Source organism: Selenomonas sputigena ATCC 35185, from assembly GCF_000208405.1.
GTDB lineage: Bacteria > Bacillota > Negativicutes > Selenomonadales > Selenomonadaceae > Selenomonas > Selenomonas sputigena.
The window spans coordinates 2,053,062-2,066,477 of the sequence record NC_015437.1 but is presented as its reverse complement, the minus strand read 5'-3'; the positions used below and the strand labels follow the sequence as shown (position 1 = coordinate 2,066,477).

The window sequence follows — 13,416 nt, the reverse complement described above, 5'->3', positions numbered from 1 at the left end:
TCATGTGTGATATGCAGCATGAAATCAGCCGCCTCCTGCACTTTGCCCGTCAGAAGGGGCTGATTGCGCCGGAGGATGAAGTCTATGCCGCGAATCGTTTGCTCGACGTGCTCGGTGTGGAAGAATATGTTCCGGAGCAGGTGGATGAAACGCTTGAGACGGCGACGCCCATCTTGGAGCGCATGCTCGATTATGCGGCGGGGAAGGGGCTGATCGAGGGCACGACGGATGAGCGCGATCTCTTTGATACGCGCATCATGGACTGCGTGATGCCGCGTCCGTCCGAGGTCGTGCGTCAGTTTCGCGCCCTTTATGCGGCATCGCCGCGTGAGGCGACGGATTACTATTATGACCTGAGCATCGCCTCGAACTACATCCGCAAGACGCGCATCGACAAGAACATTGCGTGGCAGGCAGAAACGGAGTACGGCGCTCTCGATGTGACGATCAATCTCTCGAAGCCGGAGAAGGATCCGCGCGACATCGCAAAGGCAAAACTCGCGAAATCTTCCGCCTATCCGAAATGTCTGCTCTGCCGCGAGAACGAGGGCTACGCGGGGCGCGTGAATCACCCTGCGCGCGAGACGCATCGCCTCATCCCGCTCGATCTTACGGGGCGTTCGTGGTTTTTGCAGTATTCGCCCTACACCTACTACAACGAGCACTGCATTGTGCTGAACAACGAGCATGTGCCGATGGCGATCTCGCGCGAGACGTTTGAGAATCTCGCGGCGTTTCTTGAGATTTTTCCGCATTATTTCGCGGGCTCGAATGCTGATCTGCCGATCGTCGGCGGCTCGATCCTCTCGCACGACCACTATCAGGGCGGGCGCTATACGTTTGCCATGGAACGCGCGCCGGTGGAGCAGGAATATCGCTTTGCGAACTATCCGAATGTCCGTGCAGGGCATGTGAAATGGCCGATGTCGACATTGCGCCTCACGTCATCCGACAAGGGAGCGCTCATCGACCTTGCAACGAAGATTCTCGCCGCGTGGCGCACATACAGCGACGCTTCGGTGGAGATTCTGGCGGAGACGGATGCGCCGCACAACACGATCACGCCGATTGCGCGGCGGCGCGGCAAGGATTTCGAGTTCGATCTCGTCTTCCGCAACAACCGCACGACGGAGGAGCATCCGCTCGGGTTGTTCCATCCGCATGCCGATGTGCACCACATCAAGAAGGAGAACATCGGCCTGATCGAGGTGCTGGGGCTGGCAATCCTGCCCGCGCGGCTTAAATCAGAGATGGAACAGGTGCGCACGGAACTCTTGAAGGGAACGGAGGACATCGCGGGCATCGCGGACATTGAAAAGCACGCGGACTGGTATCGCTCGGTACGCGCGTCGCATCCCGAAGTGACGGAGGCGGATGCAGATGGAATCCTGCGCGATGAGATCGGCGCCGTGTTTTTACGGGTGCTCACGCACGCGGGAGTCTTCAAGCGCGATGCGGCGGGGATGGCGGCGTTCGATCGCTGGATCGACAGTATAAAGGACGTTTGAAATCGGGAGTATGAGGGAGCAGAGAAGAACGAGATGAAGGCGACGATCATCGATGTGGCAAAGGATTCCGGCGTTTCAGTGGCGACGGTCTCGCGCGTGGTGAACGGCAATTATCCCGTGCGCGAAAAGACGCGGCTCAAGGTGGAGAATTCCATCAAAAAACTGGAGTATGTGCCGAATTTGCAGGCACGTGAGCTGAACATGCAGCGCTCATCGAGCATCGGCGTCGTCGTGCCGAGTTTCGACAATATGTTCTTTGCCGAGGTGCTCGACGGAATCGAGGAGCATCTGCGGCAGAGCTCGTACTCCCTGCTCCTCGCGTGTGCACAGAACGATGCGGCGCGCGAGGAAGAGTGCGTGCGGGATTTCATCACACGCAATGTTTCGGGCGTCATCGTTGTCAGTCCGAATACGGAGATGGCTGTGTCGGACTTCTACGAGAATACGGCGGCGCGTCTGCCTCTGGTCTTTGTCAACAGTGCGCGGGAGATCGCGGGCATATCATACGTGACGAGCGATCAGAGCAGAGGGGCGCGGGCGGCGCTTGAGCATCTCTTTCACTACGGGCACGAACGCATCCTCTTCGTGCAGGGGGAAAACAGTGATTCCTACCGCATCAAGGAGAAAGTTTACCGTTCCGTCATGCAGGAGCGCGGGACATTCCATGAAGAGGATATTGTCAATATCGGCGAGGGCAATCGCATCGAGACCGTCGAGAACACGATGTTCATCCTGATGGACATGATGCTGGGGTTTGCGCCGACGGCAATCTTCTGCTGCAACGATCTCATGGCGATGGGGGCGCTGAATGCCTGTCAGCGCATGGGGCGGCGCGTGCCGCAGGATGTCTCGTTGATCGGCTATGACAATACGGCACTCAGCCGATATACTGCGCCCAACCTTACGACCGTCGACCAGCACATGGGCGATCTCGGGCGGGAGGCGGCGCGCCTCATGCTGGCAAAGATCGAGGATGGCGTGACGGAGAACGTCGTGCTTGCCAATACTGTGGTTGAGCGCGGGACGACAGGGTTTCACGTGGAAGAAAGTTGAAATGAGGGGACTTGCATGGAAAAGGCTGCAAGTGAAGGGGGAAATTGCATGAACATCGTTTATCATGAGCAGGGCAGGGTCTTTCATCTCTTCAACGATTCCGTGAGTTACATCTTCATGGTGCTGCCCCATGGCGGGCTGGGTTCGCTCTATTATGGCAAGGCGCTTCGCGACCGTGAGGGGTTTGAGCACATCTTCGAGCGTGCGCACCGCGGCATGACGGCATGTGTCTTTGCGGATACGCGCAGCTACTCGCTGGACGCGATCCGCCAGGAATTGCCGACGTACGGCTCGTCGGATTTTCGCCGCCCTGCGCTGAATGTTCTTCAGGAAAACGGCAGCCGTATCCTCGATCTGCAGTATGCAGGCTATCGCGTCATGGACGGCAAGCCGAAACTCGCAGGGCTGCCCGCGACATATACGGAGGCGGAGACGGAGGCAAAGACGCTCATCGTCGAGGTGAAGGACGAATTGACGGGACTGCGTGCCGAGCTTCTCTATACCATATTTGCCGAGGGCGGTGCCATCGCGCGCAGTGTGCGTTACATCAATGAGGGCAAGGAAGTGCTGCATTTGCAGAAGGTCATGAGCATGTCGATTGACTTGCCCGATACGGAGTACGATTGGCTGGAACTGACGGGGGCTTGGTCACGCGAGCGTCATATTGAGATTCGTCCGCTCGCAACGGGCATCACGGCGATTGGCAGCCGCCGCGGGCACTCTTCGGGACAGTACAATCCTTTTGCAGCGCTCCTGCGTCGCGGGACGACGGAGACATGCGGTGAGGCGCTGGCGATGAGCCTCGTCTACAGCGGGAATTTCGAGATGCTTGCCGAGGTCGACAACCACGGTGTGACACGTCTGCAGGCGGGTATTCACAGCACGGATTTCGACTGGAAGCTTATGCCGGGCGCAGAGTTCCAGACGCCCGAGGCGGTTCTCGTCTGGACGGATGCGGGACTCAACGGCATGAGTCAGACGTATCACCGTCTCTATCAGAAGCGATTGGCGCGCGGACCGTGGCGCGACAAGGTGCGCCCGATTCTCATCAACAACTGGGAAGCGACGTATTTTGACTTTACGGAAGAGAAGCTGCTCAAGATAGCGGACAAGGCGGCGGAGTGCGGCATCGAGCTCTTCGTTCTCGACGACGGCTGGTTCGGTGCGCGCACCTCCGACTATGCGGGACTGGGCGACTGGACGGTAAACCGCGACCGTTTGCCGAACGGCATCGACGGACTTGCGGAGAAGATCGAGGCGCGCGGCATGAAGTTCGGCATCTGGGTCGAGCTTGAGATGGTCAACGAGGACTCCGATCTCTATCGTGCGCATCCCGACTGGGTGCTTTCCGTACCGGGACGGCGCAAGTCGCTCGGACGCTCGCAGTGCGTGCTCGATTTCTCGCGCCAAGAGGTGGTCGACAACATCTATGGGCAGGTGGAGGCGATTCTCGCGAGCGGCAAGGTCTCCTATGTGAAATGGGACATGAACCGCAGCATCACGGAATGCTGGTCGCATGCGCTGCCTGCCGATCAGCAGGGCGAGGTGTTCCATCGCTATATCCTCGGCCTTTACGAGCTCTACGAACGCCTGACCGCGAAGTTCCCGCATGTGCTCTTCGAGTCCTGCGCTTCGGGCGGCGGCCGCTTTGACCCCGGTATGCTTTACTATGCGCCGCAGGCGTGGACGAGCGACAATTCGGATGCCGCCGAGCGGCAAAAGATCCAGTACGGCACATCCATGTGCTATCCTGTGAGCAGCATGGGCAGCCATGTCTCCGTCGTGCCGAACCATCAGATGAACCGCATGACGCCGCTGCACACGCGTGCGAATACGGCATACTTCGGAACGTTCGGCTATGAGCTCGATTTGAACAAATTGACGGAAGAGGAGATTGCAGAGGTCAAAGAACAGGTTTCCTTTATGAAGGAGTATCGGGAAATCTTCCAGTACGGGACGTTCTATCGCCTGCAAAGCCCCTTTGAAAATAATGTCATGGCGTGGATGAGCGTGAGTGCGGATCGGAAGACGGCGATTGTCGGATGGTATCGCACACTGAACCGCGTGAATTATCGCTTCGAGCGCGTGAAGCTTGCGGGACTCCTGCCGGATGTCCTCTATGAAAATCGCCGCAACGGTGTGCGCTGCTACGGCGACGAGCTGATGAACTACGGGCTTATCACGACGGACGGCACGGCGGGCGAACCGATTGCGGAGAACGGATTGACGGTGGATTTTGAGTCGCGCATTTATGTGCTGAAGGCTGTTGAATAATCTTTCCAGCTACAAAAACAGGCATCTTTGCGGATGCCCGTTCTATATGTGCTGTCTGTAGTTGATACAATCCGCGGCTTTCTGTACAGTATAGTCGGATACGGCGGCAATGTCTTTGCCTTTAGGGATGAAGTGTCTAACCAAGGCGTGCTGCTTCTGCTTGTCCTTTTTACGTGTCCGATTTCATTTTACGACTAACCGCGCGCGATTTTCTCAGATTTATGAAATCCTCGCTTGACAGCCTGCCCAAAAGCCGCTATAATGACAATGCTTCGTCTTGCACGGGGCATTCATGGGTAGGTGCCCGAGTGGTTAAAGGGAACAGACTGTAAATCTGTCATCTTCGGATTACGATGGTTCGAATCCATCCCTGCCCACCAGCGGCGGCATAGCTCAGTTGGCTAGAGCATGCGGTTCATACCCGCAGTGTCCGGAGTTCAAATCTCTGTGCCGCCACCATGAAATGTAAAGCCCCCGCGCCGAAAGGTGCGGGGGCTTTTTGCGTGTGATTCTTAGAACTTCACTTCAGGGACGGCGTCTGCGCCCTCCTTCGCTTGGAACTGGGGCTTCTTCGTCATGCCCATGAAGCCGGCGAAGAATACGCCGGGGAAGGTTGAGATGCTCATGTTGTACTGGCGTACTGCCTCGTTGTAGTCGCGGCGTGCGACGGCGATGCGATTTTCCGAGCCGGCCAGCTCGCGCATGAGTTCGAGGTACTGTGTGTTTGCCTTGAGATCGGGATATGCCTCGGCGATGGCGAAGAGGCGGCCGAGTGCGCCTGTGAGTTCGGCGTTTGCCGCATCCATCTGCTCGACGTCCTGCGCACCTGCGAGTTTGGCGCGTGCATTGACGACCTCCTCAATGACGGCCTTCTCGTGTACGTCATATCCCTTGACCGTGTTCACGAGGTTCGGGATGAGGTCGCTGCGCCGCTGCATTTGGTTCTCGACCTGTCCGTACGATGCGTCGACGCTGATTTCCGCCTCTTTCAGTCCGTTGTAGAGGGAGATGGCTCCGCCGAGGATGAAGATAATGACGACGACGACAGCGCCGAGCGCGATCAGTCCTTTGTTCATGTTGAAAACTCCTTTCTATTCCTGCAAAATACCGTGTAGTTTACCATGAAGCCCCAAGAGGTCAAGCCGCAGGTGCAGACCGATTGGCTAGGCTTCTGTAAGGGCGGCGCACAATGTCCACAAAGTGGACGTTTGTGCGTGTAGCTTACCAGCCGCCCGATGCGCCGCCGCCGCCGGAAGAGCCGCCGCCGTAGCCGCCGCGCGAGGAACTGCCGCTGGAAGAGCCGCCGCCGTAGCCGCCGCCGTAATCGCCGCTCGAGGAGCCACCGCCGGGGCCGAGCGCTTGGTTGAGGATGCCGAGAAGCCAGTTCAGGATGACGCCGAGCAGAATCATGCCGACGATGGCAAGGAAGAAGATGAAGACATTCATCAGAATGCTCGGTTCCTCTTCTTCATGCGTGGACGCTTCTTCAAGCGTCTCGCTCACATCAGCGCCCGGTGTGACTCCTGCAGCACGGTAGGCGTAGGCGGCGAGCTTCTGATAGGCATTGAGCACGCCCTCGGAGTACTTCTCATCGCGAAAGTACGGCTTCATCTTGTCAAGGATCTCGCCCGCTCTGCCGTCCGTGATTTCGCCTTCAAGCCCGTAGCCGACTTCGATGCGGAACTTGCGGTCGTCCTTGGCGATGAGCAGAAGGACTCCGTTGCTTTGCTTCGCGTTGCCGATGCCCCAGCTGCGGAAGAGTTCGTTTGCGTACGATTCGATGTCTGTGCCGTCCAAGGTGGCGACGGTCACGACGACGATTTCCGCCTTCGTCTTTTCGCGCAGCTCTTCGCCGATCTTCTCGATCTGTGCGCAATCCTCTGCTGAAACGATGCCTGCCGTGTCGACGATGTATTCGCGCTGCGAAGGCTTAGGAAGTACGGCGGCGTCAGCGGATGGGCCGGCAAGTGCGAGGAGGCTGACGATGATGAAGAGGAGGGCGCACAGCTGTTGGTGTGTGCGGGGTGTGTTCATTCGCTTCACATCCTTTCGTAATGCCTGTCTCCTGTGGGGGAGCAGGAAGAAAGAGAAAAATGGTATGAACGATATGCGATAATTTCCGCTTATTATAGCATACGGGAAAACGGTCGTATATCAGACAGAGTTCTTAATGTAGCCATGGTTTGAAATGAAGTCCTTGCCAATATTCTGTTTTTCGACCCCAATAAAATCCTATCACATTTTAGTTGAAGAGAAGAATTTGATCGTGCCGATATCCTTGTGTTGACAAAACAGCCCGCCAAGGCTTTGCGCCTTGGCGGGCTGTTTGCGATTCATGAGGGTTAGCGCGTGATCATGCGTCCGAGACGCGTGCCGAAGAGGTAGTTGAAGAACCATTTGAATGTGACGGAAACGTTGGCATGGAAGCCCGCCTTCGTCAGAAGGTGAATCCAAAGCCATGCCGACCATGCGAGGAAGCCCCTGCCGACGAGAGGACCGGCGGACATGACGGCCTCGCTGTTGCCGATGATCGCCATGACGCCCTTGCTCTTGTAGTCGAGATGCTCAAGCGGCTCGCCCTTGAGCTTGTGCAGGATGTTGGCGGCGGCGACGTCGCCTTCGGCGAGTGCGACGGGCGCGAGCGTCGGCAGCGGGCGCTCGTCTTCGGGCGGCGTGAAGCTTGAGCAGTCGCCGGCGGCGTAGACGTTCTCGAAGCCTATGGCGTGCATCGTGTCATCGACGATGATGCGGCGGCCACGGTCTTTTTGCACGTCAAGTCCGTCGAGGCAGTCGACGGGGCGCACGCCCGCCGCCCAGACGACGGTGCGCGTCTTGATTTCCTGCAGCGGCGCGTCCTTGGGAGCGCTGAAGGGCTTGTAGCGAAGCGTTTCGCCGTCGTAGTCCGTGACCATCATCGAGCACTGCACGGCGACCTTTTTCTTTTCGAGCACGCGCACGGTCTCGTCGCGCAGTTTCTCCGGCATCATCATGAGGACGCCGGGGTCTGCGCCGATGAGATGGATTTCGACCTCGCTGAAGTCGATCGTATGGTACTCCTTTTGAAAGACGTCGTAGATGAGCTCTGAGAGGCCGCCCGAGCCTTCGACGCCGATGGGACCCGCGCCGACGAAGACGAAGGTCAGAAGAGCCTTGCGCTTTGCCGCATCCGTTTCACGCGAGGCTTCTTCGAAAACCTTGAGGACGTGGCTGCGAATCTCGATGGAGTCGACGAGCGTCTTCAAGGGCAGGGAGTTTTCCTCGATGCTTTTCGAGCCGAAGAAGTTTGGCGTCGAGCCGAGCGCGATGATGAGGTGGTCGTAGCCGATATCACCCTGATCGGTGCGCACGGTCTGCGCTGCTGCGTCGATTCCCTCGATTTCGGCGAGCAGGAAGTTGACGTTCGAAGCGCTGCGGAAGAAGCTGCGGATCGGGTAGATGACCTCGTCCGCCGAGAGCATCGAGGTTGCCACCTGATAGAGCAGCGGCTGAAAAACCTGATAGTTGTTGTGGTCGATGATGAGGACATCGACCGCCTCGTTCGCGAGCTTTCGCGCTGCGCGTATGCCTGCAATGCCGCCGCCCAAGATGACGATGCGTGGTTTCGCTGCCTTTTCCGTCATGATTCATACCGCCTTTCCAGAAAATCTTGTGGGGAATATTGTGAATCTCATGTATTCTTTATTATATACTGTTTTTATAGAAATGTAACATATCAATAATTTATATTGATATAAATAACAGTGGGAAAGGCGTGAAGAAGCCCCCCAAGACTGCGGCTTGGGGGGCTGTCCTCAGGCATTCGACTGTTTGATGAACTCCTGCAGTTTCTTCTCCGCCGCGCCGCTTTCGATGAGCGCGCGGGTTTTTTCGACGCCTTCCTTGATGGAGTCGGCCTTGCCGCCGATGTAGATGGCGGCGCCGGCATTCAAAAGCACGATGTCGGTCTTCGCGCCTTGCGCTCCCGTGAGGATAGCACGCGTCACGGCGGCGTTTTCTTTCGCCATGCCGCCGACGATCGCCGTCTTCTCGGCACGCTCAAGACCAAAGTCTTCTGGAGCGATCGTGTACGTCTTGTACCAGCCGTCCTTGAACTCGGAGACCTTCGTCGGGGCGCTGATGGAGATCTCATCGAGACAGTCCGTGCCGTAGATGACCATGCCGCGCTGAACGCCGAGGTCGATGAGCACGCGGGTCAGCGGCTCCAGCAGATATTCATCGTAGACGCCGAGAATCATGCGCTCGGGACGCGCGGGATTCGTCAAGGGGCCGAGGATGTTGAATACGGTGCGGATGCCGAGTTCCTTGCGGATGGCGCCGACGTATTTCATCGAAGTGTGATACTTCTGCGCGAACATGAAGCACAGGCCGATGCTCTTGAGAAGCTTTGTGCATGTTTCGGGCGCTAGGTCGATGTTGACGCCGAGCGCTTCGAGGCAGTCGGCGGCGCCACTTTTCGATGACGCCGCGCGGTTGCCGTGCTTGGCGACGGCGATGCCGGCGGCGGCGATGATGAAGGAGGCCGTCGTCGATATATTGATGCTGCCTGCATGATCGCCGCCCGTACCGACGATTTCAAGCACGTCGATGCCAGGATGCTCGACAGCGAGCGCATGCTCGCGCATGGCGGCGGCAGAGCCGGCGATTTCTGCTGTCGTCTCGGCCTTGGCGCTCTTCGTCGAGAGTGCGGCGAGGTAGGCGGCGTTCTCGGTCGGACTCGTCTTGCCGCTCATGATTTCGTTCATTACGCAGTAAGCTTCTTCATAGGTCAGATCGTGCTTGCTGACGATCTTTTGGATGGCTTCTTTTATCATGGCATAGCGCTCCTTTGCTGTCGGATATGTCCCTGCAGTTTGACATGGCAAGGTTGAATGTCATTTAGTATACTATGGCAGTAGGTTTTTTGCAACAAAGGGCGATGCGTAGGAAGGCGCTCTTTACAAAAAGATGTTTCCTTGCTAGGATTATGATGAACAAAAAAGTGGCAGACAAGCAGATAGTAGGAAAATTTTCAAAATTCTAGGATAAATCCCCTATTGTGGAAGAAAGTGCTGCTTGCTACAATAAAGGAGAGTACAATGATGTTTACAGGGAAGACAAAAAATCTTGCCGTCATCGGCTCGCCGATCGGGCATTCGCTTTCGCCGGCGATGCAGAATGCGGCGATTCGGGCGGTGGGGTTGGACTATGCCTATGTCGCCCTGCCCGTCCTGCCAGAGAGGCTGGAAGACGGCGTGCGCGGCCTTCGTGCGCTGGGGTTTCGCGGCTTCAATGTGACGATTCCGCACAAGTCGGCGATCTTGCCTCTGTTGGATGAGGTGGATGAAGCGGCGCGTGCCATCGGGGCGGTCAATACGGTCGTGTGCGAGGCAGGCCGTCTCAAGGGCTTCAACACCGATGTGGAGGGATTCCTCGGTGCGCTTGCGGCGCGCGGTTTTTCCGTCGAGGGAAAGCGCGTCGTGCTCTTGGGCGCGGGCGGCGCGGCACGCGCGGCGCTTTACGGTTTGCTGCGCTCGGGCGCGGCGGAGGTCACGCTCGGTGTGCGAAATGCCCCGAAGGCGCGTTCCTTGGCTGAGGAGTTCGCGCAGTACGGCGAGGTCTGCGCTCTCGACTGGAACGAGGCGGCGTTCGAGGAAGCCGTCAGGAAGGCGGCTCTCGTCGTCAATACGACACCGCTCGGCATGGCGCCGCAGACGCAGGCGATGCCGCCCGTTCCTTGGCAAGCAGTGCATGAACGGACGTTTTTTTATGACATCATCTATACGCCCGCGAAGACGCAGTTCCTGCAGCGTGCGGAGTCGCTGGGCTGCCCGACGCTGAACGGCGAGGCGATGCTCGTGGGTCAGGGGGCGGCGGCGTTTCGCCTGTGGACGGGACGAGAGGCGGATTTTGCCGTGATGACGCACGCCCTGCGCGAGGCGCTGGAAGGAAAAGAGAAGCAAGCGGCAAAGAATGAAGCAGAGACGAAATGACAAAGCGGCGGAATAAAAGGCAGGAAAGCAATAAAGCAAGAAGAAACAATCTGCAATAAATCAACAAAGGCATAAAGAAAAGAAAGTCAGCACGAAAGCCGAAGCAAGATGTTCATGGATAAGGAAGCGCGGATCAATGAGGTCGCCCGAATGTGTGAAGACGGGTGACCGAATTTATCCGTGATTCCGCAGTCTTTTGGAGGCTCGAAGATGCAGAGGACAGAAGAGGATTCGTATCAGAGGCTGCTCCATCGCCTCGTACAGAGCGTGCGCACGGGAAGTGCGAGCCGTGCTCTGCCGAGGCAGGGAGAGCCGGGACGCGTGCCCGTCGTGGAGTTTGTCGATCGCATGATCGCGGAGGCTCTGCGCCTGCGGGCGAGCGATATCCACATAGAGCCTTTCGAGGGCGCCGTCCGCATCCGTTACCGTGTTGATGGAAGTTTATTGGAAACGCATGCACCGATCCCCCGGGAGGTGCATGCGTTTTTGCTTGCGCGATTGAAGGTCATGGCACATCTTGAAAGCGTGGAGCGCCGCGTGGCGCAGGACGGGCGCATATCGTACATGCCGCCTGAGGGCGGCGAAGCCGTCGATCTTCGTCTGGCGACCTTGCCGCTTCTCGCGGGGGAGAAGGCGGTTCTTCGCATCTTGAACCGCTCGCATGCGCTTCTTTCCGTCGGGAATCTCGGATTTTCCGTGCAGAATGAGATGCTTTTCCGCCGCCTGTGCCATCAGCCCGGCGGCATGGTTCTGATTACAGGACCGGTCAATTCGGGCAAGACGACGACGCTCTATGCGGCTCTCTCGGAGATCAATACGCCCGAACGCAACATCATGACGATCGAAGATCCGCCCGAGTATCGCATCGAGGGCGTCAATCAGATCCAGGTGAACAAGAAGACTGGCATGACGTATGCAGCAGGGCTTCGCGCCATGCTGCGCTCGGACATCGACGAGATTGTGCTCGGCGAGATCCGCGATGCGGAGACGGCGGAGATGGCGGTGCGTGCTGCGCTGACGGGTCATCTGCTCTTTTCGACGCTGCATACGAAGGACGCGCTCGGCGCGGTCTTCCGTCTGCTCGACATGGGCGTGCCCGCGTATCTTCTCGCGGCGGCTCTGACGGGCGTCGTCGCGCAGCGCCTCGTGCGCCGCTTGTGCCCGCACTGCCGCGAGCCGTCCGAGGAGGCGCTTCCCGCATGGGCCGAGGGGGTATCGTCGACCGGACGGCTGTGGCGAGCGGCAGGCTGCGCATCTTGCGGCGGCACGGGCTTTTCGGGGCGGCTCGCGCTGCAGGAACTGCTTGTCGTCGACGCGGCTCTGCAGCAGGCAATCGTGCATAGAGCGGGGCTTGAGGAGATGCGCGAGCTTGCCGGGCGGCAGGGGATGAGGACGCTGGCGGAGGACGGCATAGAAAAGGCGCTGCAAGGCCGTACGACGCTTTCGGAGGTGGTGCGCGTGCTCTACGGTGAGGCGGATGCAGCGGATTTTTCTGGAACTTTTTCGGGAGCGGCGAGAGGGGATTGCGGAGGGGCTGACGATGGCGGCGTCTAGGATAGCGGGCATCTTCGCCGAAGGCTTTGCGCGAGGGGCGTCGGACGTGCATCTAGCGGCGGGGCAGCGCCCGTTTTTGCGGCTCGACGGCGAGATGACGCCGCTGTCGGAGGATTCTTTGACGCAGAAGGAGCTGCAGGATTTTCTCGCGCATATTCTGACCGAGGCGGAGCAAGAGCGTCTGCGGCAGGAGAAGAGTCTGGATCTTTCCCTCGCGCTCGAAGAGAGGCACTGTCGTGCGCATGTGTACGGCATGAGCGGTTCTTGGGCGATTGCCGTGCGCCTCCTGCCGCGCGAGATTCCGGCGCTTTCGAGCCTCGGCGTGCCGCCTGCTCTTTTTTCGCTTCTTCGGGCGCAGGACGGATTGATTCTCGTCGGCGGGCGCACGGGAGCGGGCAAGTCGACGACGCTTGCGGCATTTATCGAGGAGATGAACAAAAGCCGCGCCGCGCACATCATCACGCTGGAAGATCCCGTCGAGTACGCTTTCGTGCCGAAGCGCTGCTTCATCAGCCAGCGCACGCTCGGCAGGGATTTTCCGTCGTTTCCGGTGGGGCTTCGGGATGCTTTGCGAGAAGATCCCGACGTGATTCTCATCGGAGAGATGCGCGAGCGCGAAACGGTGCGCATCGCGCTGCAGGCGGCGGAGTCGGGCTGCCTCGTTCTGGCGACGCTTCACACGAGGGATGCGGCGGAGGCAGTCCTTCGCATCGAGGGGATGTTCGCGGGCGAGGAGCAGCAGATGCGCCATCAGTTCGCGCTCGTGCTTCGCGCCATTTTCTCACAGCGGCTTCTGCCGCAGTCGGGCGGCGGGCGCGTGCTGGCGGCCGAAGCGCTCGTCGCCGCGCCCGCCGTGCGAAACCTCATCCGCACGGGCAGGGTCGCGCAGCTCCGAGGCGCAATCCTCTCGGGTGGGGCGCAGGGCATGCAGACGATGGCGCAGTCCGTCGAGGGACTGCTTCGCGCGGGCAAGATTACACGCGAAGCGGCAGAGGCGGCGCTTGCCGACGGCGACGCCTTTGGCGAGGGGCGCTAGTACAGGGGGCTTGCGCGAAGGG

The 13,416-nt window shown here is 58.8% G+C and carries 10 protein-coding genes and 2 tRNA genes; 8 read left to right on the top strand and 4 right to left on the bottom strand.

Annotation, left to right across the window (positions count from 1 at the left end):
• The first annotated feature begins 2 nt into the window (after nucleotides 1-2).
• The 5 genes from galT to SELSP_RS09480 all read left to right on the top strand — a co-directional run bounded on the left by galT (nucleotide 3) and on the right by SELSP_RS09480 (nucleotide 5,294).
• Nucleotides 3-1,508 (top strand): UDP-glucose--hexose-1-phosphate uridylyltransferase, encoded by a 1,506-nt coding sequence (gene galT, locus SELSP_RS09500; protein WP_013740984.1) that lies wholly within the window; start codon nucleotides 3-5, stop codon nucleotides 1,506-1,508.
• Between the two features lie 33 nt (nucleotides 1,509-1,541).
• Nucleotides 1,542-2,561: a LacI family DNA-binding transcriptional regulator gene (locus tag SELSP_RS09495; protein WP_006190746.1), complete on the top strand. Its 1,020-nt coding sequence runs from the start codon at nucleotides 1,542-1,544 to the stop codon at nucleotides 2,559-2,561.
• 48 nt (nucleotides 2,562-2,609) lie between these two features.
• Nucleotides 2,610-4,835: an alpha-galactosidase gene (locus SELSP_RS09490; protein ID WP_013740983.1), complete on the top strand. Its 2,226-nt coding sequence runs from the start codon at nucleotides 2,610-2,612 to the stop codon at nucleotides 4,833-4,835.
• A gap of 294 nt (nucleotides 4,836-5,129) precedes the next feature.
• Nucleotides 5,130-5,215: transfer RNA gene (locus tag SELSP_RS09485), tRNA-Tyr, on the top strand.
• A gap of 2 nt (nucleotides 5,216-5,217) precedes the next feature.
• Nucleotides 5,218-5,294 (top strand) — tRNA-Met (locus SELSP_RS09480).
• 53 nt (nucleotides 5,295-5,347) lie between these two features.
• Here the strand turns inward: SELSP_RS09480 and SELSP_RS09475 are convergent.
• From SELSP_RS09475 to trpD, 4 genes are all read right to left on the bottom strand, one after another.
• Entirely contained in the window at nucleotides 5,348-5,911 is a 564-nt protein-coding gene (locus SELSP_RS09475) for a LemA family protein (protein ID WP_006190749.1), read from the bottom strand.
• Between the two features lie 145 nt (nucleotides 5,912-6,056).
• Nucleotides 6,057-6,869 carry a TPM domain-containing protein gene (locus SELSP_RS09470; protein WP_006190751.1) on the bottom strand — a complete coding sequence of 271 codons (813 nt, stop codon included), beginning with the start codon at nucleotides 6,867-6,869 and terminating at the stop codon, nucleotides 6,057-6,059.
• Between the two features lie 308 nt (nucleotides 6,870-7,177).
• The gene (locus SELSP_RS09465) at nucleotides 7,178-8,455 is read right to left on the bottom strand and encodes an NAD(P)/FAD-dependent oxidoreductase (RefSeq protein ID WP_006190753.1); all 1,278 of its coding nucleotides are present in this window, start codon (nucleotides 8,453-8,455) and stop codon (nucleotides 7,178-7,180) included.
• A 171-nt stretch (nucleotides 8,456-8,626) separates the two neighbouring features.
• Nucleotides 8,627-9,646, bottom strand: coding sequence for an anthranilate phosphoribosyltransferase (gene trpD, locus SELSP_RS09460; protein WP_006190755.1), 1,020 nt, complete (start codon nucleotides 9,644-9,646; stop codon nucleotides 8,627-8,629).
• Nucleotides 9,647-9,913: 267 nt separating this feature from the next.
• Between trpD and SELSP_RS09455 the strand changes: the two genes are divergently transcribed.
• The 3 genes from SELSP_RS09455 to SELSP_RS09445 all read left to right on the top strand — a co-directional run bounded on the left by SELSP_RS09455 (nucleotide 9,914) and on the right by SELSP_RS09445 (nucleotide 13,394).
• Nucleotides 9,914-10,804: a shikimate dehydrogenase gene (locus tag SELSP_RS09455; protein ID WP_013740981.1), complete on the top strand. Its 891-nt coding sequence runs from the start codon at nucleotides 9,914-9,916 to the stop codon at nucleotides 10,802-10,804.
• A 210-nt stretch (nucleotides 10,805-11,014) separates the two neighbouring features.
• Nucleotides 11,015-12,358 (top strand): GspE/PulE family protein, encoded by a 1,344-nt coding sequence (locus SELSP_RS09450; protein WP_006190760.1) that lies wholly within the window; start codon nucleotides 11,015-11,017, stop codon nucleotides 12,356-12,358.
• Nucleotides 12,345-13,394 carry a type IV pilus twitching motility protein PilT gene (locus SELSP_RS09445; RefSeq protein WP_006190762.1) on the top strand — a complete coding sequence of 350 codons (1,050 nt, stop codon included), beginning with the start codon at nucleotides 12,345-12,347 and terminating at the stop codon, nucleotides 13,392-13,394. The genes SELSP_RS09450 and SELSP_RS09445 overlap by 14 nt, the downstream gene beginning before the upstream one ends.
• The last annotated feature ends 22 nt before the right edge of the window (nucleotides 13,395-13,416 follow it).

Excerpts from the sequence above, each read along its gene's own strand:
- galT (WP_013740984.1), top strand. The coding sequence starts at position 3 with ATGTGTGATATGCAGCATGAAATCAGCCGCCTCCTGCACTTTGCCCGT.
- SELSP_RS09495 (WP_006190746.1), top strand. The coding sequence starts at position 1,542 with ATGAAGGCGACGATCATCGATGTGGCAAAGGATTCCGGCGTTTCAGTG.
- SELSP_RS09490 (WP_013740983.1), top strand. The coding sequence starts at position 2,610 with ATGAACATCGTTTATCATGAGCAGGGCAGGGTCTTTCATCTCTTCAAC.
- SELSP_RS09475 (WP_006190749.1), bottom strand. The coding sequence starts at position 5,911 with ATGAACAAAGGACTGATCGCGCTCGGCGCTGTCGTCGTCGTCATTATC.
- SELSP_RS09470 (WP_006190751.1), bottom strand. The coding sequence starts at position 6,869 with ATGAACACACCCCGCACACACCAACAGCTGTGCGCCCTCCTCTTCATC.
- SELSP_RS09465 (WP_006190753.1), bottom strand. The coding sequence starts at position 8,455 with ATGACGGAAAAGGCAGCGAAACCACGCATCGTCATCTTGGGCGGCGGC.
- trpD (WP_006190755.1), bottom strand. The coding sequence starts at position 9,646 with ATGATAAAAGAAGCCATCCAAAAGATCGTCAGCAAGCACGATCTGACC.
- SELSP_RS09455 (WP_013740981.1), top strand. The coding sequence starts at position 9,914 with ATGTTTACAGGGAAGACAAAAAATCTTGCCGTCATCGGCTCGCCGATC.
- SELSP_RS09450 (WP_006190760.1), top strand. The coding sequence starts at position 11,015 with ATGCAGAGGACAGAAGAGGATTCGTATCAGAGGCTGCTCCATCGCCTC.
- SELSP_RS09445 (WP_006190762.1), top strand. The coding sequence starts at position 12,345 with ATGGCGGCGTCTAGGATAGCGGGCATCTTCGCCGAAGGCTTTGCGCGA.